General features: G+C 46.5%; 17 protein-coding genes. 10 read left to right on the top strand and 7 right to left on the bottom strand.

What is annotated here, in order from left to right; all coding sequences use genetic code 11:
- The 10 genes from GVN20_RS21105 to GVN20_RS21060 all read left to right on the top strand — a co-directional run.
- Positions 1-961, top strand: a 961-nt coding sequence (locus tag GVN20_RS21105) for a DUF2271 domain-containing protein (protein WP_166560255.1), incomplete at its 5' end; no start/stop codon positions are given.
- Positions 900-1,580 carry a PepSY-associated TM helix domain-containing protein gene (locus GVN20_RS21100; protein WP_166560254.1) on the top strand — a complete coding sequence of 227 codons (681 nt, stop codon included), beginning with the start codon at positions 900-902 and terminating at the stop codon, positions 1,578-1,580. The genes GVN20_RS21105 and GVN20_RS21100, both read left to right, overlap by 62 nt.
- A gap of 285 nt (positions 1,581-1,865) precedes the next feature.
- Entirely contained in the window at positions 1,866-2,366 is a 501-nt protein-coding gene (locus GVN20_RS21095) for a Rieske 2Fe-2S domain-containing protein (protein WP_166560253.1), read from the top strand.
- 32 nt (positions 2,367-2,398) lie between these two features.
- On the top strand, positions 2,399-2,842 hold the full coding sequence (locus GVN20_RS21090; RefSeq protein WP_166560252.1) for a thioredoxin family protein: 444 nt from the start codon (positions 2,399-2,401) through the stop codon (positions 2,840-2,842).
- Complete coding sequence (locus tag GVN20_RS21085) at positions 2,829-3,779, top strand: FAD:protein FMN transferase (RefSeq protein ID WP_229599139.1); 951 nt, start codon at positions 2,829-2,831, stop codon at positions 3,777-3,779. Before GVN20_RS21090 ends, GVN20_RS21085 begins: the two co-directional genes overlap by 14 nt.
- A 51-nt stretch (positions 3,780-3,830) precedes the next feature.
- Entirely contained in the window at positions 3,831-4,052 is a 222-nt protein-coding gene (locus GVN20_RS21080) for a DUF4266 domain-containing protein (RefSeq protein WP_166560251.1), read from the top strand.
- Positions 4,053-4,164: 112 nt separating this feature from the next.
- Complete coding sequence (locus GVN20_RS21075; protein WP_166560250.1) at positions 4,165-5,373, top strand: DUF3570 domain-containing protein; 1,209 nt, start codon at positions 4,165-4,167, stop codon at positions 5,371-5,373.
- 311 nt (positions 5,374-5,684) lie between these two features.
- A complete protein-coding gene (locus GVN20_RS21070) occupies positions 5,685-6,752 on the top strand; it encodes an efflux RND transporter periplasmic adaptor subunit (RefSeq protein ID WP_166560249.1) in 1,068 nt (355 codons plus the stop codon).
- A complete protein-coding gene (locus tag GVN20_RS21065) occupies positions 6,749-9,853 on the top strand; it encodes an efflux RND transporter permease subunit (protein WP_166560248.1) in 3,105 nt (1,034 codons plus the stop codon). Before GVN20_RS21070 ends, GVN20_RS21065 begins: the two co-directional genes overlap by 4 nt.
- Before the next feature lie 151 nt (positions 9,854-10,004).
- The gene (locus GVN20_RS21060; RefSeq protein WP_166560247.1) at positions 10,005-11,297 is read left to right on the top strand and encodes a TolC family protein; all 1,293 of its coding nucleotides are present in this window, start codon (positions 10,005-10,007) and stop codon (positions 11,295-11,297) included.
- Here GVN20_RS21060 and GVN20_RS21055 read toward each other — a convergent pair.
- The 7 genes from GVN20_RS21055 to GVN20_RS21025 all read right to left on the bottom strand — a co-directional run bounded on the left by GVN20_RS21055 (position 11,281) and on the right by GVN20_RS21025 (position 23,488).
- On the bottom strand, positions 11,281-12,558 hold the full coding sequence (locus GVN20_RS21055; RefSeq protein WP_166560246.1) for an Hsp70 family protein: 1,278 nt from the start codon (positions 12,556-12,558) through the stop codon (positions 11,281-11,283). The genes GVN20_RS21060 and GVN20_RS21055 overlap by 17 nt on opposite strands.
- 10 nt (positions 12,559-12,568) lie before the next feature.
- Entirely contained in the window at positions 12,569-14,233 is a 1,665-nt protein-coding gene (locus GVN20_RS21050) for a murein L,D-transpeptidase (RefSeq protein WP_166560245.1), read from the bottom strand.
- An 89-nt stretch (positions 14,234-14,322) separates the two neighbouring features.
- Complete coding sequence (locus GVN20_RS21045; RefSeq protein ID WP_166560244.1) at positions 14,323-15,789, bottom strand: sulfatase; 1,467 nt, start codon at positions 15,787-15,789, stop codon at positions 14,323-14,325.
- Positions 15,790-15,814: 25 nt separating this feature from the next.
- On the bottom strand, positions 15,815-17,290 hold the full coding sequence (locus GVN20_RS21040) for an arylsulfatase (protein WP_166560243.1): 1,476 nt from the start codon (positions 17,288-17,290) through the stop codon (positions 15,815-15,817).
- 99 nt (positions 17,291-17,389) lie between these two features.
- Entirely contained in the window at positions 17,390-18,961 is a 1,572-nt protein-coding gene (locus tag GVN20_RS21035) for a RagB/SusD family nutrient uptake outer membrane protein (RefSeq protein ID WP_166560242.1), read from the bottom strand.
- 56 nt (positions 18,962-19,017) lie between these two features.
- Positions 19,018-22,452, bottom strand: coding sequence for a TonB-dependent receptor (locus GVN20_RS21030; RefSeq protein WP_166560241.1), 3,435 nt, complete (start codon positions 22,450-22,452; stop codon positions 19,018-19,020).
- A 19-nt stretch (positions 22,453-22,471) separates the two neighbouring features.
- Positions 22,472-23,488 (bottom strand): FecR family protein, encoded by a 1,017-nt coding sequence (locus GVN20_RS21025; protein WP_166560240.1) that lies wholly within the window; start codon positions 23,486-23,488, stop codon positions 22,472-22,474.
- Between the last annotated feature and the right edge of the window lie 22 nt (positions 23,489-23,510).

Below are 23,510 nucleotides of genomic sequence, written 5' to 3'. Positions count from 1 at the left end.
AGCGGCCTTTAAAAATGCTGACGTTGATGCGGTGGTTTTAAACAGCGGGGGAGACTTAGTCATACGGGGAAATTGGACAGAAACCGTTGCCCTAACCGACCCCAAGACCCATGCCGAAAATGCTACCCCTTTGACCTGGCTGAATGTAAGCAACCGGGCGGTAGCCACGAGCGGCAATTATCGCCGAGGGGTATGGGTAAACAATACATGGTATTCGCACATTGTTGACCCCCGCACGGGCGTGCCTGCTCAGGACATTATCAGTGCCACGGTAGTACACCCCAACGCGGTCACCGCAGGAGCACTAGCAACGGCATTTAATGTGCTTACCCCAGCCGAAAGCATCAGATTGGCGGCCTCTATACCGCAGACCGACTACCTCATTGTTTCCAAAGAAGGCCAATCATTTACAAGTCCTTACTGGAATGACTTAGCAACGCCTCTTACGTCGAACCCTTCCGTAAAAACGGCCCATATTTTATCAGTTTCAAACATCAAAGATAAACTCTGGAATGCCAATCAAGAGCTGCTTGTTTCGTTTGAACTCAGTCGGTTTGAGGGGCGTTCGCATCGGCCTTTTGTAGCCGTGTGGATTGAAGACCAAAACCATGTTCCTGTGCGTCAATTGGCGATTTGGTACAACAAACCCCGCTGGCTTCCTGAATTACGGACTTGGTACACCATGCAGCGTAGCAGCGGTTTGAATGCGGCCTCTATTGCGGGCGCTACTCGCTCAGCGGGCGCCTATTCATTGGTTTGGGACGGCAAAGACGACCAAGGGCAATACGTAAAACAAGGCAAGTACACCATCAATATCGAAGCGGCCCGCGAGCATGGTACGTATCAATTGATACGACAAGAAATGGATTTTAACGGAAAACCGAAACAACAGACACTTAATGGAAACACCGAGATCGCAGCCGCAGCCTTGGACTACCGCGAGAAAGGAAGCAACCGTTAATACCCGAGGGCGTGCTTCCGACGGAAATGCTGCTTGGCAGCGCCAAATGCCCGCACTGGCGCGTTGGGTTCATTTGTATCTTTCGATGTTCAGCTTTGCGTTGGTGTTGTTTTTTGCCGTCACAGGCTTGACGCTTAACCACGCAGATTGGTTTGAAGATGCCTCTCGTACTGCTGAGTACAAAGGGAAGTTGAATGCAAGTTGGACAAACGTTGCCGACACATCGAAGGTGAATAAATTGGCAATTGTTGAGCATCTGCGAGCAGCGAACCACCCAAAGGGAGCCATGAGTGACTTTCGCATTGATGCAGCTGAATGTTCGGTGGCGTTTCGGGGGCCGGGATATACGGCTGATGTTTTTATAAACCGCTCCACAGGAGCGTACCAACTTACCGAAACGAAGATGGGTTTGGTGGCCGTCATCAATGATTTGCATAAAGGACGCGATACGGGAAAAACATGGTCGCTGGTGATTGATGCATCTGCCATATTTATGACGGTAGTTTCATTGACAGGACTGCTACTTTTACTTTTCTTAAAAAAGCGCCGAACAAGCGGCTTGTTATGGACTTTGATAGGATTGGGTGTGTGTGTGGCACTATATGTTTTTTTATTTTAATGCCTTTTAAATTAAAAAATTGTGTCAAGAAATTTAGGTTTTCTTTCAGCTTGAGAAAAACGCCGTAGTATCAAGAATAACTAAGGACAGTGTAAAATAGATAATTGTGGGCTATTCAAACGGCGGGTATTTGCCCGCCGTTTGATTTTTGTATCCAATTGATACAAAGTGCTATTTTGAAATTTTCTAAATTAAATTATATTATATGACATTTTAACTGCAACAGCGCTATACGATTGTACGTAATGATAGGAAAGAAAATATTCAATCATTATCAAACTGCGTATGAATAGGTATCAATTTTTGAAGTCAATGGGTTTTCGAGGAGCTGCTTTGATGGCAGTAATGACTTCGTGCATCAGGGAGGAAGATACATACATTGATGCATTGGTTGAAAAGCCGACCGATACGACGCCCATTCCAGTGACCACGACACCAGTTACGACCACTCCTGGAACGACTACGGATTTGAGCACTATTAAAAATCCATTATTAACCCTTGACCTTAGTGCTACTGCCAACGTTAGCCTCAAAACTGTCGGTGGATACATCGCCAAAAGCGGAATTGTAGTAGCACAGACAAGCGCGGGAAATTATGCGGCTGTTACGCAGACGTGCAGCCATGAGCCCAAAAAGAAAATCATTTTTAACAAGACCGAGTTTTACTGCACCGACCACGGCGCTCGGTTTGATTTGACCGGTAAGGGTCTCAATAGCTTCGGTAGTAAGGGGCTTACCGTTTATAAGGTGGCGGTTAGCGGTACAACACTGGTCGTTTATAGCTAAGTATCAGATAAAAAATAACTCCCAAAACTACCATGAAAACAATCATTTTAGTCTTGATTACCAGCTTATTGGCAGCCTCCCCACAGTGGGGAGGTGATTTTGAGAAAGCCAAGGCAGAAGCAGTGCAAAATAATAAATATATCCTGTTGAATTTTTGCGGTTCAGACTGGTGCGGGCCTTGTATAAAGCTCAAGAAAGACATCTTCGAATCTGAAGATTTTCAGCAATACGCCGATGGGCACTTGGTATTGGTTCGGGCGGATTTTCCCCGGCAAAAAAAGAATCAATTGGATGCTAAACAAACCGCCCACAACGAAGCATTGGCCGAAAAATACAATCCACAGGGGAAATTTCCTTTTACGCTCCTCTTGGATGCCAATGGAAAAGTACTGAAAGAGTGGGAAGGTTATCCCAAAACAATGAGTACGTTGGCGTTTGTTCATGATATTGCACTCATTGCCGATGCTTCAAAGTGAGTTAGCCGTGAGTTTGATGCTTCATAAAAGGGTGGTTCGGTTAATGGGTAATCGCTTCGAAATCAGCGTGGTAGCCGAAGATGAAGCGTGGGCTAATGACCGAATTGGAGAGGCTGTGGCCGAAATCCAGCGGATTGAGGCTTTGTTGACCACTTTCAACGACCATAGCCAAACCAATCAAATCAATGCCCAGGCGGGTATTGCACCCGTCAGGGTAGAACGCGAGGTGTTTGAGTTGATTCGACGCTCGCTAAGGATTTCTGAACTTACACAAGGTGCTTTTGACATTACTTACGGCTCCATTGACAAAAGCCTGTGGAATTTTGATACCACTATGACCTCCCTGCCTGATGCCGAAACCGCCAAACGGATGGTACGGCTGATTAATTATCGTAATGTGGTGTTGAACGAAGCCAATGCAAGCGTTTTTCTGAAAGAGAAAGGGATGCGTATAGGATTTGGCGGTATCGGCAAAGGCTACGCCGCTGAAATGGCCAAGAGGCTGTTGCTACAAAAGGGTGTAAAAAGTGGTATTGTTAATGCTTCAGGAGATTTAACGGCGTGGGGAAGTCAGCCAAATGGCAGTCCGTGGACGATTGGCGTAGCAGACCCGAATGCCAAAAATCAGCCCTTTTCCTATCTGAATATCAGCAATGTAGCCGTGGCTACGTCGGGCAATTATGAAAAATATGCGGTCATCGGCGGAAAGAAATATTCTCATACCATTGACCCCAAAACGGGATTGCCAGTGTCGGGCATCAAAAGCGTGACGATTCTCTCTCCCAATGCCGAAATTGCGGATGCGATGGCTACGCCCGTGACGGTCATGGGGGTACGGGTTGGGTTGGATTTAATCAACCAAATGCAGGGCATGGCCTGTATTATTATTGACGATAAAGACCGCATTTTCACCTCAAAAAATATCAAAATCAGCTAGTTTGTTATGCGCTACGTAGGCGTTTAAATGCTGTTTTTAACCCCAAAAAATATGAACAGAATCATCAAAATAAGCCTGTTTGCTTTGTTTGTGGCGTGGGCTCTATCTTCCTGCGTTTCGGTCAAGGAATACCAAAAAAGCCGCATCAACGACTCTGAAATGGAGCTTTCGGCCCGTAAGTCTGAGAAATTCGAGCAGAGTTTTTACCTCTATCGCGAAGGCGCTTCTGGGGCCAACGGCGGTAAAAGCGGCGGTGGTTGTGGCTGTAACTAGGCTAAATGTCTAACGTCGGTGAGGTTCAAAACCTCGCCAATGTTTCAGAACCTTGCCAGTTTTTCAGAGCGCACTTTGCGCGTCTGCGTGATTTATCAAATACACTCCCTAAATGAAAAAAATCGTATTAACCGTCGGATTATTGGTGGGCTTGCTAAAAGGCGTCTATGCCCAAACTACCAACGACAAAGAGGCTTACGAAAAACGTAAACTCAAAATAGAAGAGGTAAATTTGGTTGCTGGTTATTACGGACAGGACGGCAATAATTCAGCCGTAACGGGAGGAATCGGGACAGAGAAATTGAGCAATTTTGCCAATTCGATTGATTTAAAACTGTCATTTATTGATCGAAAAAGCCGCCAACATTTTATAAATGCAGATTTCAACATTGACCATTATACTTCGGCTTCTTCCGATAACATTGACCCTCTGACGATTTCATCAGCCTCACGCAGTGATACGCACGTGTATCCGTCGTTGTCGTGGACTGTGAAGGATGATGCTACCCGCACCTCTCGCGGGATAAGCTATTCGTATTCAGCTGAATATGATTACCAGTCGCATGGCTTTAATGTCAACTTTGCGAAAATTTCTAAGGATAATAATCGCGAATTTAGCCTTAAAGCGGGCGCTTTTTTTGATACTTGGATGGCGATATTGCCCTCCGAACTGCGACCAGCAGGCTACGGCTCCGCCGCCGAAGGTGACCGCGACCCTGTCGCGTATAAACCCCGAAATTCGTACAATTTAGCGTTGTCGCTGTCGCAAGTCATCAATAAACGCTTCCAATTGTTGGTTACGGTAGAGCCAGCGTTTCAACAAGGGCTGTTGAGCACGCCTTACCACCGCGTTTATTTTACCGATGGTTCGCATACGGTCGAAAAACTGCCCGGGTCGCGGTTTAAATTGCCAGTAGGAGCGCGCCTAAGCTATTTTCTAGGTGATAAGGTTATCTTGCGCGGATTCTATCGTTTTTACGCCGACGATTGGGGCATGAAAGCCCACACTGCCAATTTTGAAGCAACCTATAAAATAACGCCTTTCGTATCGGTCAGCCCGTTTTATCGTTTTCATAACCAAACGGCGGTGCGTTATTTTAAGGCCTATGGCAAGCACAGTCCTACGGAGGCCTATTACACGAGCGATTATGACATTTCGGGTTTTACCAGTCATTTTGTGGGTACTGGTATACGACTTGCGCCACCCGGTGGTTTGTTGGGTATCAAGCAGTGGCACTCCGTTGAACTCCGCTACGGGCACTACCTGCGCAGTACGGGGATGGTTGGCAACAGTGTAACGCTGGCGATGAAATTGAAGTAACCTGTCTTATTTTTATAACTTCCCGGTCTCGGATTTGCTTAAAAACAAGTAGCGAGGTCGGGTTTTGTTTTGTTTAAAAATGTATTTCATTAAGGGTAAATAAACTTCAGAATTACGCCAAAAAGTGCTCCTTCCAGAATGTCATTTTGGCGCTCGTAGCGTTTTAACCGTAGTTGCTCTCATTTTTAAGGCTTTTGGGTAGGAATCCCCGCCGGCTTCACCAACGAATACATATATTTGTAGTTATATATTATTATGACTAATTCTGCTGATTCAACTTTATATTATTCGACTACTTAACTGGTATTTTAATGAATTGCCCTAAAAGAATTCCCTCTACCTATATCTCTTTGTACACAATTTTGTTTTGTTTGACCTTCGCAGCCTGTAAAGAAAAAAAAGAAAAACCGAAAGGCGGTGATGATAAAAAAGACAAACCCACGATTGTAGATGTGATGGTAGCCACTTCTCAGCCCGTTACCAATGTCATTGAAGCAAATGGAACCATTATTCCGGGGGAGTCTACGGAACTGCGGCCTGAAGTCAGCGGGCGGCTCACATACCTAAACGTTCTGGAAGGCAAGTCGGTGGCTGAGGGAACGGTAATGGCGCGTATCAATAGCGCCGATTTGGAAGCACAGGTAAAGCGGACGAAAGTTCAGTTGGAGACTGCCAAAAAAACCGAAGAGCGTCTAAAAAAGCTTTTGGAGGTAAACGGAATCAATCAGAGCGATTATGATGCCGCTTTGAACACGGTCAATACGCTGAAAGCAGATATTGCTTATACCCAAACATTAATTGATAAAACCATCATTCGTGCACCTTTCACGGGGACAGTTGGATTGCGACAAGTGAGTCCTGGTGCGTATGTGACTCCGACGAGTATTCTTGCCACTATGCAGCAATTAGGTAAAATGAAAATCGACTTTACCCTTCCCGAAGAAAACAGTGATCTGATACGGATAGGAAGTGTGGTGAAAGTAAAACTGGAAGGCAGGGATACCACCATGAGAAAAGCTACGGTAATAGCGCTTGAACCCCAAGCCAACCGCCTGACCCGCAACCTGATGGTGCGTGCATTGCTGGATGATTCACGGGTCAACCCAGGAGCTTTTGCCAAAGTGATTGTTAGTAGTGGCAATGACAAAAAAGCCATTATGATTCCGACCAATGCCATCATCCCTGACGATAGAAACAGCCAAGTAATTTTAGTAAAAGGAGGCAAAGCTTCCTTTGTCAATGTCCAAACAGGAATACGTACTGCCAATAATGTTGAAATCACGCAGGGAATCAGTGAAGGAGACTCGGTGGTAGTGACTGGAGTATTATTTGCCAAACCTGATGCCATTCTTAAAGTACGAAAAGCAACAAAGCGATGAACATTTCTGAACTATCGATTAATCGTCCCGTGCTTGCCACAGTCATGAACTTGGCAGTGGTTATCTTTGGAGTCGTTGGACTTACTTTTTTGGCCGTTCGTGACTACCCGGCCATTGACCCACCCCTGATTTCGGTGAGTACGTCGTACACCGGAGCCAACTCCGACATCATCGAAAGCCAAATTACCGAACCGTTGGAGAAACAAATCAACGGGATTCAGGGCATACGTACCATTACCTCGTCTAGCTCGCAAGGCAACAGCCAGATTAGCGTAGAGTTTAACTTGGGCGTAGATTTGGAAGCCGCCGCCAGCGACGTGCGCGATAAGGTAAGCCAAGCCGTGCGTAGCCTTCCTCAGGACATAAATGCTCCGCCGGTGGTATCAAAAGCCGATGCCAACGGGGATTTCATTATGATTGTGGCCATTCAGAGCGAAACCAAAAGCCTCTTGGAGCTAAGTGATTATGCCGAAAACGTACTCCAACAACAGATTCAAACGGTTGATGAAGTAAGTGCAATCAACATCTTTGGGCAGAAAAGCTATGCCATGAGGATATGGCTCAATCCTGACAAAATGAGTGCCTACAATGTAGCTTTCTCGGATATTCGTACTGCACTCAACAGCGAAAATATTGAGCTGCCCCCCGGGAAAATATACGGTAACAACACGGATTTAACGATTCGGGTACTGGGGCGTATGACCACCGAAAAGCAATTCCAAGACTTAATCATTCGGGAAGATGCCACGGGGATTGTACGTTTGAGCGATGTTGCCAAAGTAGAACTAGGGCCCGAACAACTTGAACAAAGCTGGAAATTCAACGGCTTGCACGCGGTGGGCTTGGCGATTATTCCTCAGCCGGGAGCCAACAACATCAAAATTGCCGATGAGATATATAAACGTCTTGAGCAAATTCAGAAAAGTAGTAAAAGCGATATTCAGCTCAAAGTCTTAAGCGATAACACCAAAAATATTCGTAATTCACTGGCCGAAGTGGAAGAAACTCTGATCATTTCTTTTATTTTGGTGGTATTGGTTATCTTCTTTTTCTTCCGCGATTGGCTCATTGCCATTCGACCATTGATTGATATTCCTATTTCATTGGTCGCTACGTTTTTCATCATGTATTTGGCGGGCTTTTCGGTCAATATTCTTACCATGCTTGCCATTGTATTGGCCACGGGTCTGGTGGTAGATGATGGGATTGTGGTCACTGAAAATATCTTCAAGAAACTTGAACAGGGCTTCCCCATCCGTAAGGCGGCCATTGAAGGCAGTAAAGAGATTTTCTTCGCGGTTATTTCTACTTCCATTACCCTTGCTATCGTGTTTTTGCCCGTGATATTTCTGGAAGGCTTTATCGGAAGTTTGTTTAGAGAATTTGGGGTAACGCTCGCTTCGGCGGTGTTGGTATCGGCATTTGTATCGCTCACTATCACCCCCGTACTAAACGTGTATTTGACCCGCAAAAAAGCAGGACATGGGCGGTTTTATCAAAAAACCGAACCCTTTTTCAGGGGCATGGAAAACCTATATGAGGTCATGCTAAAGGGTTTTCTTAAAGTACGCTGGGTTGCTTGGATTGTCATTGCGGGTTGTGGAGGAATTATCTGGTTTTGCATGGGTAACCTAAAAAGCGAACTCGCACCCTTGGAAGATCGCAGTAGCATTCGTTTCAACGTGACAGCCCCCGAAGGAACGAGCTATAGTGCTATGGCACAAATTGCCGACGATTTAGGCAAGTTTTTGTATGACTCCATTCCCGAACGAGATTTTATCTTTGTGCGTACCCCAGGTGGAGGGCCAGGTGGAGGTGGTAGTACCAACAGTGCTGCCCCGCGTTTGGCCTTAGTACCTCCTACCGAACGTACGCGCAGCCAAAGTGATATTACAAATGATTTGCAGAAAAAATTAGGCCGTTTCAATCAAGCACGGGTATTTGCCGTACAAGAGCAAACGATTTCGGTGGGCTTTGGCTCACGCGGGGGGCTCCCTGTTCAATTCATTCTCCAAAATCAAGATTTGGACAAACTTCGGGCAATTATTCCTAAATTTTTGGAGGCTGCACGGAATGATAAAACGTTTGCCAACGTGGACGTAAACCTGAAATTTAACCGTCCTGAATTAAAACTGACCGTAGATCGTATGAAAATCAAGGACTTGGGGCTAACTACCCAAGATGTGATTGCGACGATTCAGGCGGCCTTCAGCGGCGGGCGTTTGGCTTATTTTATTCAAAATGGTTTTCAATACTCGGTCATTGCGCAGGTAGAAAGAAGCGACCGCAACAAGCCCGAAGACATCGGGCGGCTGTATGTGCGTAATGTGCGGGGTGAAAATATCCCTTTAAGTTCAGTAATCAAATGGGAAGAAAGCACCAATCCAACGACGATTTATCACTATAATCGCTACAAAGCAGCTACCATTTCCGCTTCTTTGTCAGAGGGTTATACCATTGGTGATGGCATTGCTGCCATGGATAAAATTGCCGCTAAATTATTGGACGAAAGCTACCAAACCGCGCTTTCTGGCCCTTCGAGAGATTTCTCGGAAAGCTCATCAAATATTCTTTTTGCGTTTGCGCTGGCTTTGGTATTGATTTACTTGGTATTGGCGGCTCAGTTTGAAAGTTTCATCGACCCCTTCACCATCATGATTACGGTGCCGTTGGCACTCGCGGGAGCGCTATTGAGCTTGTGGGTTTATGACCAAACCCTCAATATTTTCTCGCAAATTGGGATGATTATGCTCATTGGATTGGTGACCAAAAATGGAATTTTGATTGTGGAGTTTGCCAACAAAAGGCGAGAACAGGGCCTCAAAAAGATGGAAGCTGTGGTAGATGCGGCAACTCAACGCCTTCGCCCTATCCTTATGACCAGTTTGGCTACCTCATTAGGCGCGCTGCCAATTGCGCTGAGTTTGGGCGCTGCGGGTTCAAGTCGTATTCCTTTGGGTATCGTGGTCGTTTGCGGCATTTTGTTTTCTTTGGTACTTACCCTGTTTGTGGTACCTGCCGTGTACACGTATGTTTCGGGGGAGCACAAAACCATCGAATCCGAAGAAACACCTAAAGAAGCAGAAATGCCTGTGCATTAATATAATAGCATTTCGACTTACTTGAATAATGTCGGGATAAATTACGTCGGTGAGGTTTTAACCTCGCCGACGTTTGTGAAAGAAGGTTCAAAACCTCACCGACGTTTATAAAAAACATAAAATCCTTTTTCTGTAAAATACGATCTTCACAATGAAGAAATACACTTTAGTACTGTTCGTTTTATTTCTTTCTTCAAGAGCTTTTTCGCAAACACTTTCCCTATCTGATGCGGTTAGTATTGCCCTGAAGAACAATCTTGATATTGAAGTGTTGAAAAATAACGTACAAATCGCCGACATCAATAACCACATCAGCATTGCGGGGGGGCGGCCTACCGTCACTGCGACCATCAATGACAATGAGCAGATTACGAACGTAAATCAGAAACTGAATACGGGCGTAGAAATCAGACGAAACGGTGCTGCGGCCAACCAGTTGAACTCAAACGTAACCGCAACGATATTGCTTTACAACGGAAATCGGGTGAAATTCGTAAAAAAGCGGTTGGAACAGGTGGAATTGCAGAGCCTCCAGTTGGTGAATGCGCAAGTACAAAACACCATCGCGGCGGTGATGACGAAGTACTACGACGTGATTCGGCAACAGGCCTATACCCGAACCATTGATCAATCCATCGACGTAGCCCAAAAACGCCTTGACATCGTAAAAGCCCAGCAAAGTGTGGGGCTTGCCAACAATGCCGATTTGTTTCAGTCGCAAATTGATTTGAACACCCTATACCAAACAAAACAATCGCAGCAACTCATCATCGAACAGGCCAAAACCGATTTATTGTTGCTGATGAATGTACGCCCCGATACCCTGATTTCGGTGCAGGATACCATCATCGTAGAGCGTGGAATTGGATTAAACGATATTCTAAAAAAATTAGATAGAAACGCCGAGTTGATGGCCGCCGATTATCAAATTCGGATTGCCGAACAATTGATTAAAGAAACAACGGCCTTGCGTTATCCCTCGCTTCGGGCCAATGCAGGGTATAGCTACAACCGAAATCAACAAGCAGCGGGCTTAACCCTACTCAACCAAAGCAGTGGCCCGTTGATTGGATTATCTTTAAGCATCCCAATTTATAACGGTGGAATATTTAAAAGACAAGAACAAATAGCTGGGATAAATGCCAAAAATGCAGGCCTACAAAAAAGCATTTTGATGCGCAATTTTAGCAATACGGCCGTGCGGACGTATCAAGCCTATACCATGAGCCTGCAACAATTGGAGGACCAGAAAAAGAATATAGACTTGGCCAAACAACTATTGGATTTGACGCTACAACGTTTTCAGCTTCGTCAAGCCACCATCGTAGAAGTGCGCCAAGCGCAGCAAAGCTTTGAAAATATAGGTTATACTTTTACCAATCTAAGCTTTGCGGCCAAGGCTGCTGAAATTGAATTGTTGCGGTTGGTTAACGAACTGAAGTAGACTCTCCCAAAAACTTGCGTTTACTGTCGTAGGCGAGGCCAACGCCAACGCTGTCTAGTTTGTTTTCTTCGGAAACGGTGGCGTTGGGAAACAATTCACGGAACTTCAACTGTACTGCAGGAATCTCCGTTGAGCCCCCCGTCAAGATAATCAAATCAATGTTTTCTGGGCTCACGCCTGCGTCTTGCACACATTGGGTAGCGGCGTTGGCCACGTTGGTAATTTCCTGCGTAATGGCTTCTTCAAACACCGATTTGGCCGTTGTTACGGTAAAACCATTTTCGATAAAATCCAACGGGGCCTCGTGAACCTCGTCGGAGGTAAGGGCAATTTTAGTGTCTTCCACTACGCCCAAAAGAATGTGCCCACTTTCTTGCGTAAACACATTGAGCAGTCTCGAAAAACGGGTTTTGTCGTGCGACTGCCCCAAATATTGACGCAACAGCATCAGGTTTTTGGGTGTGTACAACGAATTTATTTTGCTCCACTCCGATAAATCATAGTAAAACTTCAACGGAACTGGTAGGTTTTTGTCGCCGTATGTACTTCGGTAGCCCAGTTCGGGCATAAAAGCGTGGAGACTTAGATCTTTGTCAAAATCATTCCCCCCAATCCGGACACCCGTATTGGCCAGAATGTCGCCTGAGCGGTCGAGCTTATTTAGGTATTTTTGGGAAAGCCGAATCACGGTAAAATCGGATGTCCCTCCCCCAATATCGACCACAAGTGCCAGTTGTTCGCCCACCACATTTACCTCGTGAGCGAAGGCCGCCGCAATGGGTTCAAACTGAAAATCAATGTTTTTAAAGCCTATATTTTGGGCAATGACCCTTAATTCTTCTTGCGCGTTTTGGTTGCCAACGGGGTCATTGTCAATAAAATGAACTGGGCGACCCATGACGACACTTTCAATTTCCTGCTGCGCGTCGGTTTCGGCTTTGTCTTTCAGGTGTTTGATAAATTGGCCAATGATTTTATTGAAATGCATCGGAGCGCCGTTGACCATCGTCCCCTGTTTCATGACCGACGTACCGAGTACGCGCTTTAAACTGCGCATGAAACGCCCTTTTTCGCGTTCAAGAAATAAATCGACCGCTTCACGACCATAGTGGGGTGCATTGCTGATTCGTTCAAAAAAGAGGGCACTGGGGATGGTCGTATGGTGTTTTTCGACGGGCACCAACCTAAGGCGGTCGCCACGGTAATAGGCAATGGTAGAGTTTGACGTTCCAAAATCTACGCCACAAGATATATCCGACATTCTTTGTGTTTTATTCTCCAAAAATTTCTTTTGCTAACGTTTTATCCAAGCCGTACAAATCATTACGGAAATTCAATTGACCTGTTTGGTCTACCCATGCTGTAAAATACACGATGTAAACGGGAATGGAAGGCCGCACAGTAATCCATTTTTCGCTTTGTGTGGCCCAAACGCTCTCCAGTTTTTCCAAATTCCACGAGGGAGTATCTTTCAATACGTGCAGTGCCAAACGTTCAGGCTCCGCCACTCGAATACATCCGTGGCTAAACGCCCTCCGCGATTCCCCAAACAGTCCTTTGGAGGGGGTGTCGTGAAGGTAAATGCTGTAACTATTTGGAAATAAGAATTTTACTTTTCCTAGTGAATTTGATTTTCCAGGTTTTTGTCGGATAGTGTACGGAATATGACTGCTGTAGGAACTCCACCGAACTGAATAAGGGTCGATGACTTTATTGCCCGAAACTACCTCCATGTTGTTGCGAGCGAGGTAACTAGGGTTTTGTTTTAAACGGGGTAATATTTCATTTCGAAGGATATTGTTGGGCACCACCCAATACGGATTCAGGACCACATACGACAGATTTCCCTTAAAAATGCTCGTTTTGGTCGCTTCTTTTCCCACCACAACGTTACACATCCAGAGCTGTTTTCCTTCGTCAAAAACGTGTAGTTTGAACTCAGGGATATTGACCAACAGCATGTTAGGTTCCATCTCGGTCGGTGCCCATCGCAGTCGCTCCATGTTGACCATGATTTGGCGGATGCGGAAACTTACGGGACGGTTGAGCTCGGTGGCGGTGGCGGCGTCTAGCTTGCCGCTTTCTTTCAGACCCATGCGATGTTGGAATCGCTTAACTGCCGTGGTCAACGAATCCGTGAAAACGCCCGTAGTATCAATGGCTTTTAAATCGCCCAGCACCAGCAACGTTTTTTGTACGTCCAAAAGCACCGAGCCTGTATCGCCTTCAACAAATGTTTTTTTGCCAATGTCAATGCTTGGCCATCCTCCTTGCTTTTCGATGCGGCGAAAGCGGCGTAGCTGTTCTTTAAGCAAGGTATAATAACGGTTGACGGGCTCGCGCATGGGATTGCCTTTGGCCGAAACAAGGGTGTCGAGTAATGCTTGATAATTTTTCTTTTTTCGGGGAATAAACCATTCCAAGTCTAACGGATTTTTGATGGTTCCCGTAAAGGCTTTATCGGTGTAATTAAAAAAGGCAGCTGTCAGAAGTAGTTCTAATTTCTGAGCGTTTAAGGGATTTTTTAAAAATTCGGCTGGGCGGTTTTGTGCTTCTGAAAATAAGAGGTCAATTTCGGCGTTGTAAAGACTGCTGTCGGCAAAATCGTTGATGTAGGCTTCGCGTTGCCCGTTGAAGATTACGGCAGCGTTGGTGAGGCTGTTTTCGCTGAACCATGCATATTGATACGCCCTTCTTTTATAAAATTCAGTGATGTTTTTCTGCGTGCTGTCTGAGATCAAATGCGTTCGGTAAAAAGAGACCAAGGCTGCACTGTCCAGAATAAAATTCGTATAATTTTGCTTGGAATAAACGCTTGAATCAGGTGCAAAGGCCACCTGAGGTTGTTGTTTCTGACGAAATTGGAAGTACAAAACTACCGCGATAATTGCGACAACTCCTGCACCAAGGGCAATATAAAGCCGATTTTTTTTCATTCAACAGCGTTTGGGGGATTTCCTTCCCGCCGCAAATCTACGAATTTCCCCGTCGAAGAAGGCGCTAAAAAAGAAATCCCCCCAAACGATTATTGTACTCGACCGCTCATGCGTACATTTTTGCCGGTACGTTTTGTGATATCATCTCCTAGATCTTCGCGGGCTTCTTCGGCTACTTTTTGGAGTTCGGCCAAAATTTCTGGATAAACTTCTTTCACATCATAACGCTCGGCGGGGTCGCGGCGGAGGTCATAGAGCGCCAGTGGAAAAGGTGTGTTTTCGGGAGCTTTTCCTGGAAATCCTTCATTGCCGGGAATTTGCCCTTCATAGGTACGGCCTTCATGCGGCAAAACTAGCTTCCAATCATCGCGGCGAACGGCCTCAAGGTTGTTGCGACGGTAGTAATAGTAAAAATACTTGCGTGGCGTTGCTTCCATATCGCCCTTCAAAAGCGGTAAAATGTCGACACCGTCGATTTTCTTGGCGGGAAGCTTAGTGCCGCAAATGTTGGCAATGGTCGGCAATAAATCAATGGTGGAAGTCAGCTTGTTACACACCAATCCTTCGGGCGTTACGCCTTTCCAGCGTACGATGCACGGCACGCGTTGACCGCCTTCAAAACTCGTTCCCTTGCCTTCTCTTAAGCCCCCCGACGAGCCAGCATGATTGCCAAAATTGAGCCAAGGGCCGTTGTCGCTCGTAAAAATGACGACGGTGTTTTTGTCCAGCCCGTTTTCTTTGAGGGTTTTCATGATTTCCCCCACCGACCAGTCGATTTCCATCAGCACATCGCCGTAGGTGCCTTGCTTACTTTTTCCTTTAAACTTAGCCGATGCCGCAATGGGTACGTGGGGCATGGAGTGGGGCAAATACACGAAAAACGGGCTTTTTTTGTGTTGCTTGATAAAATTCACGGCCCGCTCGGTGTAGATTCCCGTCAGTTTGGCTTGATCATCGAGGGTTTTGATTTCTTGTAGTGTATCGCTGTTGTGCAAAAGTGGCAGAAAAGGGTTTCTCTTTCTGCGGTTGGTATCAGCGGAAGGCTTACCATCATAGCCAATAGGCCACATGTCGTTGGAGTAAGGAAGACCTACATATTCATCAAAGCCTTGTTTGATTGGCAAAAACTCGGGGCGGTCGCCCAAATGCCATTTGCCAAACATCCCGGTAGCGTAGCCTTTTTCTTTCAAAAGCTCGGCAATGGTGGTTTCGTCGGGGTTTAAACCCACTTTTGCATTGGGAAACAAGGCCCCCGAAATACCCACACGGTTGGGATAGCAGCCCGTCATTAGAGCGGCGCGTGAAGCGCTACAAACGGCTTGAGCGGCCAAAAAATTGGTAAATCGAACGCCTTCGCCCGCCAGTTTGTCGAGGTTGGGAGTGCGGTATTGGAGTGCGCCGTAGCAACTCAAATCGCCGTAGCCCAAATCATCCATAAAAATCAAAATGATATTGGGTTGCCCCGCTTTCGGTGCGTTTTCTACGGGCAGGAATTGAAACGCCGAAATAATCGAAACGATAAAAAGGCTAAGAATAAAGGCGGTTGTTTTTTTCATGATTGGAGGAGGGGTATTGAGTGTGTTACTTTTTTGTTTCGAATTTGGGGGCTACAAATTCCCATTCTTGCAAGTGCGACGGGCGGTGTTCGCGTTTAACAATAGCGTCAAACTGCGGAATAAGCTCAGGATGTTTGGCGGCCACGTTGTTTTGCTCGCTTTCGTCCGCTGCCAAATCGTATACTTCCCACAGGGCGTTAGGATTGGTTTTCATGTTGCGTTTTACGCCTTTCCAGTTGCCGATTCGGATGGCAAGTTGACCACCGTTTTCGGGAAATTCAAAATACAGGAAGTCGTGCTTTTTTTGCGTTCCTTTATTGAGCAACGTGGGTAAAAACGAAATTCCATCGGTGGCGGTGGTGGGTTTGATACCGACCAATTCGGCGCAGGTGGCGAGTACGTCGTATTGCGCTGATACGTGATCGGTGGTCTGACCTGCTTTGATTTTATTTTTCCAGTACGCAATCATCGGCATTCGGATACCGCCTTCGTACACGTCTCTTTTTACCCCGCGCAGGTTACCGTTACTTTCAAAAAAACGGGTATCTACCGCTTTATCAAACGTAGCGCCGTTGTCGCTCGAAAACATAATGATGGTATTTTCTTCCAAACCTGATTTTTTCAGTAAATCCCAAATGATACCCACTTGTTTGTCTAGGTACGAGATCATTGCCGCGTAAGTGGCGTACTGGTAACGCGTTGATGCATAGCCGTACTGGCCACGATAGGGTTTGTCTTCAAATTGGCCAATGTACTCCTTTACTGCCTCGGCTGGAGCCTGCAACGAAAGGTGCGGTAGGGTGTAAGGCAGGTATAAAAAGAAAGGTTTGTTCTTGTTTTCGGTGATGAACGCGCTTGCCTGCTCGGTCATTTTGTCAATGGCGTATTCTTTTCCAGTGTAGTACTCGTAGTTTTCATCGCCTTCGGCCATGGGCTTATGAACGCGGATGAATGAATTGTTCAACGGTACTTTCTCCCCATTTTTCCAAAGGTGTGTGGGATAAAAGTTATGAGATTGTTTCTGACAAAGCAAGCCATAAAAGAAATCAAAGCCCTGTTGATTGGGGTTGCCAGTGGTGTTGGCCATGCCCATGCCCCATTTTCCTACGGCCCCCGTTTTATACCCCGCCTGTTGGAAGAGGTGTCCCAGCGTAAAAGCACCTTCATTGAGGGGCATTTGCCCACCTTCTTTGTCATCTTCAAAGCCGCCCAGTTCATAATTTCCCCGAATATACGTATGCCCAGTATGGCGGCCTGTCATGAGACCGCAGCGGGAGGGCGCACAAACGGGGGCGGATGAATAATGATGAGTAAAACGCAACCCGCCCGCTGCCAAGCGGTCGAGGTTGGGTGTTTTAATCTTTTTTTGTCCATAACAGCCCAATTCACCATAACCCAAATCGTCGGCAAAGATGTAGATGACATTGGGCTTGGAGCTTGGTTTTTGGGCAAATAGTAAAGCAGAAAATAAAAATAGGGGTAGGAATAGGAGTCGTTGCATAAGGATATTTTAGTTTAACCGTTGGGAGCAAGCAGGTTCTTGCCCCCGACGATTATAAAACAAAAATGGGTGGAGATACTACTTTTTGTTGTGCTAAAATTACCAACCAGCATTCTGGGTCAGCTCTGGATTTAGTTCACGCTCTTTTTGTGGAATGGGCCACAAATAATGTTTGGCGGGGTCAAAAACCCGCGTAAATGACGCAATCTGAATGGTTTTCAACTGTGTGCCGTCCACGTAGGTCATGCCGTATACATCGCCGACCATTACTTTTTCGGCGATTTTCCAACGACGAATATCGTACAGTCGCAGCCCTTCAAAGGCCAGTTCCAACGTACGCTCTTTACGTACCGCTTCGCGAAGTTGGGCTTGGGTCAGGCCAGTTTCCAACGCTGGAAGTTTGACATCCGCACGTTGACGAATCTGGTTGATGGCGTCATAGACGCTCGCGTCGATTTGATTTAGCTCTATTTTCGCTTCAGCGTAGGTCAACAAAACTTCGGCGTAGCGGAGCAGAATAAGGTTGATGCCGCAATTGCCACCCGTGGCCAAGTCTTCTTTGTTGATGTATTTTTTTAACACAAAGCCCGTTGAAGTAGCCAAATACGTGTTGCCCACGGCGTCGGCGGTGCCGCTTGTGGGGCGCGAGTCGAATTTTTTGCCGTCGGGAAGGTCATCGCCAATCACAAAAATAGAAGCGCGCAGGCGCGGGTCACGGTTGGCGTAAGGGTTTTTTGGGTCAAATCCACTCGTTGGGTCGGTGATTTCTTTGCCGTTGGCCATCGGATACGCATCTACGAGCGCTTTGGTGGGCACGTAGGTATTGTTGGCGGTGCGTTGGCTATAAGGTCCCATGCTGGCAAACACGTTGTTGGAATAGGTATCCTTGATGAATTGTTTGTCCAAAATCACCTCCGAATTGTTTTCGGCCGCGTACGAGAATAAGTTGGTATAACTCGAATAAATCGAGTAGGTTTTGGAATCAATTACCGCTTTGGCGGCATCGGCCGCTTCCTGATAGCGCCCAGCGTACAAAGCAGCGCGGGCTTTAAGGGCAAGGGCTGCCCCTTTGGTTACGCGTCCTTTTTCGGCCTGAACGGCGGGTAAATCGTTGGCGGCTTCGGTGAGTTCTTTGAGCACAAAATCCCAAATTTGGGCCGATGGCGTCCGTTTCAACGCTCGACCTTCGTCAATGCCAATGCTCGTGGTGACCAATGGCACATCCCCAAACATCGCCACCAATTTAATGTATTGGTAGGCGCGCAGGGTGCGTGCTTCACCTTTTAGGCGGGCAATAAAAGCGGTATTTGTCGTTTGGACGGTGCCAATATTTCCCAAAAAATCATTGGCCAAACGGATACCTCGGTAAGCACTTGTCCATTCGGTTTGGGGGCGTGAATTGAGGGCGTCGTGGATGCCCTTTTCAATGTTGGATTCTACCTGAAATACCTGATTTACGTGGGCAATATCGGTAACCCCGTCGATAGCGAAAATGTTGACTCCGTCTAATAATGGGTATAAACCGTTGGAAGCCAGCGTAGCATCTTTTTCAGTTTTCCAAAAAATATCGGAAGATATACGGTCGTTGGGGACGGTATCAAGTAGGTCTTTTTCGCAGCTGGTAAGCAGCCCAATGGTTAAAAGAGCTGGAAGGATATGTTTGATATTCATTGTGTTAAGACAGTTTGAGTTTTTGATGAATGTTTGGGATACAAATCCAAACACGCTTAGAATTGAACATTCAAGCCGATGGTTGTCAACGAGGTTTGTGGATAATACGTCGCCCGTCCTGACTCGGCTTCGGGGTCGAGATTCCATTCGTTAAGCTTAGAGAATGTCAGCAAGTTGGTGCCGCTCACGTAAATCGTGGCGCGGTTGGCTTTGACTTTTTCTAGAATTCCCTTTGGCAAACTGTACGACAATTGAATCGTTTTTAGGCGGAAATACGACCCGTCAATAATCATTCGGTCGGAGGTGGATACGTTGCGTAAATCCAACTTTACAGGACGAGGAAAACGGGCGTTGGGGTTTTCGGGGGTCCAGTAGTTATCGGTGTATATTTTATGCGTAAAGCCTTCGTAATTTCCCATTTCGGCCAAAGCTCCCGACAAACGGGTATCAACGTCGGCGGCACCCTGCCATTGGGTAAAGAGGTTGAAATTTTTATAGCTGAAATTGGTGTTTAGCCCAAACGTATAACGCGGAAAGGTGAGTCCGATGAAGGTCATATCGTCGCTGTTGATTTTGCCGTCATTGTTCAAATCTACGTATTTAACATCGCCAGGTTTGGCATTTGAGACGATAGTAGGGTATGCCTTGATTTCATCGGTTGTTTGAAACAAACCGTCGGTTTTATAACCCCAATGGGCATTGTAGGGCAATCCTTCTTTGATGATGTAGCGCGGGTCGATGTCGGAGCCCGAAATGTAAGGACCAGTTTTGGCGAGGTCAATGACCTTGTTTTCGTTTTGGGCAAAGTTCAGCCCGAAATCATACGCAAAGCCGCTTTTGGTTTTATTGCGGAAATTCAGTCCTAATTCAATGCCTTTGTTGCCTACTTTACCCGCGTTTTGCGGCGGTGCGTTCAGTCCTACGGTTGTTGGAATCGGTAGGTTGAGCAAAATTCCGTCGGTAAGTTTGTTGTAATAATCAAACGTAAAACTCAGGCGATTGCTCCAAAGTTGCGCATCCAAGCCGATGTCGGTTTGCGTGGTGGTTTCCCAGGTGAGGCCAGGGTTGGCCAGATTGGATTGGACATAGCCCTGAACCACACTGCCGCCAAAGGTGTACGTGGAAGAATTGAGGGTTTGGAAATAGCTGTAAAGACCCACGGCTTGGTTTCCTGTTTTTCCCCACGAGCCGCGTAGCTTCAACTCGCTTATGATGTTTTTGAAGGCATCGAAAAATTTCTCTTCTGATACTCTCCAGCCCGCTGAAAATGAAGGAAAAAAGCTGTATACTTTGTCGCCAGTGAAGCGCGACGAGCCGTCGTAACGGGCGTTGGCTTCAAACAGGTACTTGTCGGCAAAGGCATAATTAGCACGTCCGAAAAACGAGCGTAGGCCCCACTGAGAATCACTTCCACCGTTGTTTTTATTGTTGTCTGAACCTGCCCCGATGGATTGAACATCGTTATTGTAAAAATCTTCGCGGTAGGCGTTGATGATGTTGTATTTGTTCTGAATCTCGGAGTATCCAACAAGCGCTTTCACGTCATGTTGGCCAAAAGTATTGCTGTAACCCAATAAATTGTTGAGGGTAGTTTCGCGGATATTACTTCTGATTTCAGTTAAACTGCTCCGGGGAATGGTTTTTCTTACGAGTGACGTGTTGAAATAATCGGTTATTGTGTAGGCGTTCGTGTAGTTTTTGTTTTGCTCAAAAGTATAACGAACGGCGTACTGCGTGCTGAATTTTAGGTTAGGAATAATCTCCCATTCGGCCTTGGCGCTTCCAAATAGATAGTCCTGAATGTTTTTGGAAAGCCCCGCGATTTCGGCGTACATCAACGGGTTATTGCCTTGGGCACTCAGGCCGTAGGTGCCGTTGGGGTATTTGGGAACGGCCCAAAGCGAACCGTGAAACATGGTATTAAAAACGTTGAATTCGCTGACGGGTGTTTGCCAGTTGTTGTTGCGGTAGTTGATATCCATGCTCGCATTTAAGCGGCTTGAAATTTTAAAATCGGTATTGGCGCGGATTTCTCGAACATCGCTGTCAAAATTGGGGGCAATGCCTCCCTGCTTTTGATAACGTACCCCAACACGCCCTCTGAAAACATCATTTCCGCCACTCACCGATAGATTGTGATTCATCTGCGGCGCTGAGCGCAAAACCGTATTGAACCACGTATTGGGAAGGGGAAATTTTAAGCGGTCGGTTGCGTTGACGTACTCGTTGATTTGTGTTTCCGTAAATCTTGCGGCCGCCCCCGAATTGATGTAAGCAACATTTTGTAAACGCATATAGGGCTCCAAATCCATCATTTCGGGTTTGTTGATGGCCTGCTGAACGGCATAGTAGCCGCTGTAATCTACGACAGCCTTGCCCGATTTGGCGCGTTTTGTGGTCACCAATACAACACCATTGGCCGCCCGCGAACCATATATTGCGGTAGAAGAGGCATCCTTTAGGACTGAAATACTTTCAACATCGTCCAAATTGATGGTATTGAAGGGCTGTTCTATGCCGTCTACGATAAAAAGTGGGTCGTTGGAGCTGAGCGTGGTGATACCGCGTACCCGAACCGTAGCTCGGGAATTAGGCCCGGGTGAGCCGCCACGATCCAAAATCGTTACTCCGGGAGCAATTCCCTGCAGTGCCTGATTGGCATTGGATACGGGGCGGCGGGTAAGCTGCTCACTTTTTACCTCGGCAACGGCTCCCGTCAAGCTTGTTCTTTTTTGGGTTCCGTAACCTACCACAACCACTTCACTCAAGGCCTTAGTATCAGTGCCCAAGGTGACATCAATGGTGGTACGATTGCCAACGGCGATTTCTTGCGGCAAATACCCCACGTAGCTGAATACCAAGACAGCGTTGTTGTCTGGAACGCTGATTTGGTAGCTTCCGTTTCCGTCGGTTGTGGTTCCACGGTTGGTGCCTTTGAGAAGAATGCTTACGCCGGGGAGGGTCAAACCGCTTTCGTCGGCTACTTTTCCAGAAATTTTAATTTCCAAAGGAGCCGTAAGGCCGCTAGTGGGAATGACAACGCGATTGAGAATTAAATTCAAACTTGCTGATTCGTTGGCAGGGTTTCCTGGGGCGGTGATGTTGAGCCGCTCTGGCGTTGTTTCGTTGGGCGTGGGGTTACTAGAGGGGGATTTCGCTTTCAGGCTACGAATAATATAGGTATTGCGCACTTTTTTGTACGTCAACCCAGCGGGACGCAGCGTACTTTCAAGCACCTCTTCGAGCTTTCCTGAAATGGTCTCGGTGGGAATGCTACGATTGGGGATTTCATCGGTTTTGTAAACGAAGTGAATCCCAAAACGGGTTTCGATGTCACGTAAGGCATCTTTCAGTAACAGCGTTGATTTTTGGTCGCTCTTACCCTGGCTTTGTCGGGTCGGAAAATTAGCGGCAAATACTTGGGCATTTACAATGCTAAAAAACCCAGTTATTCCACCGATTAAAAAGATTAATAGAACTTGTCTGAACATAACACAGGAGGGGTTTGATTTATTTAATGATTAGTTTATGATTTGTGAGGACACAATTTGCTTTCAGTAAATCCGAGAGGATTTCGTTTACTTCTTCCAGACTTCCAGTGGGAATGGTTCCCGAAATTTTTTCATTGGCAAGGGATGGGTTCTCAAAAACTACCTCAACACCAAAGCTGTCTTCGATACGCTGGGCTACTTCGCTCATGGCTTCGCCGTCAAGGAGCCAAACTTTCTCTTTCCAAGAACTGTAGCGTTCTACGGGCACTTTACGCTGGGCTAATTGCTGTGTTGAGTGGCTGAATTCAACCATCTCTCCTGGCTGTAATATGGCAGACTGTTTGGCGGATTTGATTTGTACTTTGCCCGATTGGAGCACCACTTTGGTCGTGTTACGTCGGTCCGAAACGTTAAATTCAGTTCCGAGGACATCTACGTCCAAGCCCTCGGCATGTACCCGAAATTTGGCATGATTGGCGGTGTGTTTTACCGAAAAGAAAGCCTCTCCTTTCAGCCACACTTCACGGACTGGCTGCTCGCTGAAATTCTGCGCAAAAGAAATGGAAGAATTGGCATTCAGGTTTACAACAGAGCCGTCGGGAAGCATTACTTGGCGCGTTTGCCCAAAAGAGGTTGTATACTCGGTCGGTCGGTTCGAGTATTGCCAAAAAAAGATGGTTCCGAGCATCAAAATCACCGCCGCAGCCGCCATCCAGCGGGTACGGTTAAAGAAAGACTGACGAAGCGGAAGTATTGGGGTTTCCGAAACAAAAAGTGGTTGCCCAATGCTGTTTTCAAGCCGCTTTTTTAGGGCAATAACTTTTGTTTCTGCCAAGGCGGGTAGCTGAAAATGAAGAACTTCGATGAGCCGACGAGCTTCCTCAATGGATGTTTGTTTCTCGGGGTTTGTCTTTAAAAATTGTTCCCAAAACAAAGTTGCCTCTCTCGAAGGATTCAACACCCATTGCTGAAAAAACTCATCGGCTGCCAACTGATTGGCATCAAATAATTCATATTTTTTCTGTGATTCCGCCATGCTTCTGGGTGATGTATAACCT

It is taken from the genome of Runella sp. CRIBMP (assembly GCF_009905605.1).
In the GTDB taxonomy this organism is placed as follows: domain Bacteria; phylum Bacteroidota; class Bacteroidia; order Cytophagales; family Spirosomataceae; genus Runella.
This window is presented reverse-complemented; position numbering and strand designations above follow the sequence as displayed.

Excerpts from the sequence above, each read along its gene's own strand:
- GVN20_RS21055 (WP_166560246.1), bottom strand. The coding sequence starts at position 12,558 with ATGTCGGATATATCTTGTGGCGTAGATTTTGGAACGTCAAACTCTACC.
- GVN20_RS21035 (WP_166560242.1), bottom strand. The coding sequence starts at position 18,961 with ATGAATATCAAACATATCCTTCCAGCTCTTTTAACCATTGGGCTGCTT.
- GVN20_RS21100 (WP_166560254.1), top strand. The coding sequence starts at position 900 with ATGGAAACACCGAGATCGCAGCCGCAGCCTTGGACTACCGCGAGAAAG.
- GVN20_RS21030 (WP_166560241.1), bottom strand. The coding sequence starts at position 22,452 with ATGTTCAGACAAGTTCTATTAATCTTTTTAATCGGTGGAATAACTGGG.
- GVN20_RS21070 (WP_166560249.1), top strand. The coding sequence starts at position 5,685 with ATGAATTGCCCTAAAAGAATTCCCTCTACCTATATCTCTTTGTACACA.
- GVN20_RS21095 (WP_166560253.1), top strand. The coding sequence starts at position 1,866 with ATGAATAGGTATCAATTTTTGAAGTCAATGGGTTTTCGAGGAGCTGCT.
- GVN20_RS21090 (WP_166560252.1), top strand. The coding sequence starts at position 2,399 with ATGAAAACAATCATTTTAGTCTTGATTACCAGCTTATTGGCAGCCTCC.
- GVN20_RS21075 (WP_166560250.1), top strand. The coding sequence starts at position 4,165 with ATGAAAAAAATCGTATTAACCGTCGGATTATTGGTGGGCTTGCTAAAA.
- GVN20_RS21045 (WP_166560244.1), bottom strand. The coding sequence starts at position 15,789 with ATGAAAAAAACAACCGCCTTTATTCTTAGCCTTTTTATCGTTTCGATT.
- GVN20_RS21050 (WP_166560245.1), bottom strand. The coding sequence starts at position 14,233 with ATGAAAAAAAATCGGCTTTATATTGCCCTTGGTGCAGGAGTTGTCGCA.
- GVN20_RS21065 (WP_166560248.1), top strand. The coding sequence starts at position 6,749 with ATGAACATTTCTGAACTATCGATTAATCGTCCCGTGCTTGCCACAGTC.
- GVN20_RS21080 (WP_166560251.1), top strand. The coding sequence starts at position 3,831 with ATGAACAGAATCATCAAAATAAGCCTGTTTGCTTTGTTTGTGGCGTGG.
- GVN20_RS21085 (WP_229599139.1), top strand. The coding sequence starts at position 2,829 with ATGCTTCAAAGTGAGTTAGCCGTGAGTTTGATGCTTCATAAAAGGGTG.
- GVN20_RS21040 (WP_166560243.1), bottom strand. The coding sequence starts at position 17,290 with ATGCAACGACTCCTATTCCTACCCCTATTTTTATTTTCTGCTTTACTA.
- GVN20_RS21060 (WP_166560247.1), top strand. The coding sequence starts at position 10,005 with ATGAAGAAATACACTTTAGTACTGTTCGTTTTATTTCTTTCTTCAAGA.
- GVN20_RS21025 (WP_166560240.1), bottom strand. The coding sequence starts at position 23,488 with ATGGCGGAATCACAGAAAAAATATGAATTATTTGATGCCAATCAGTTG.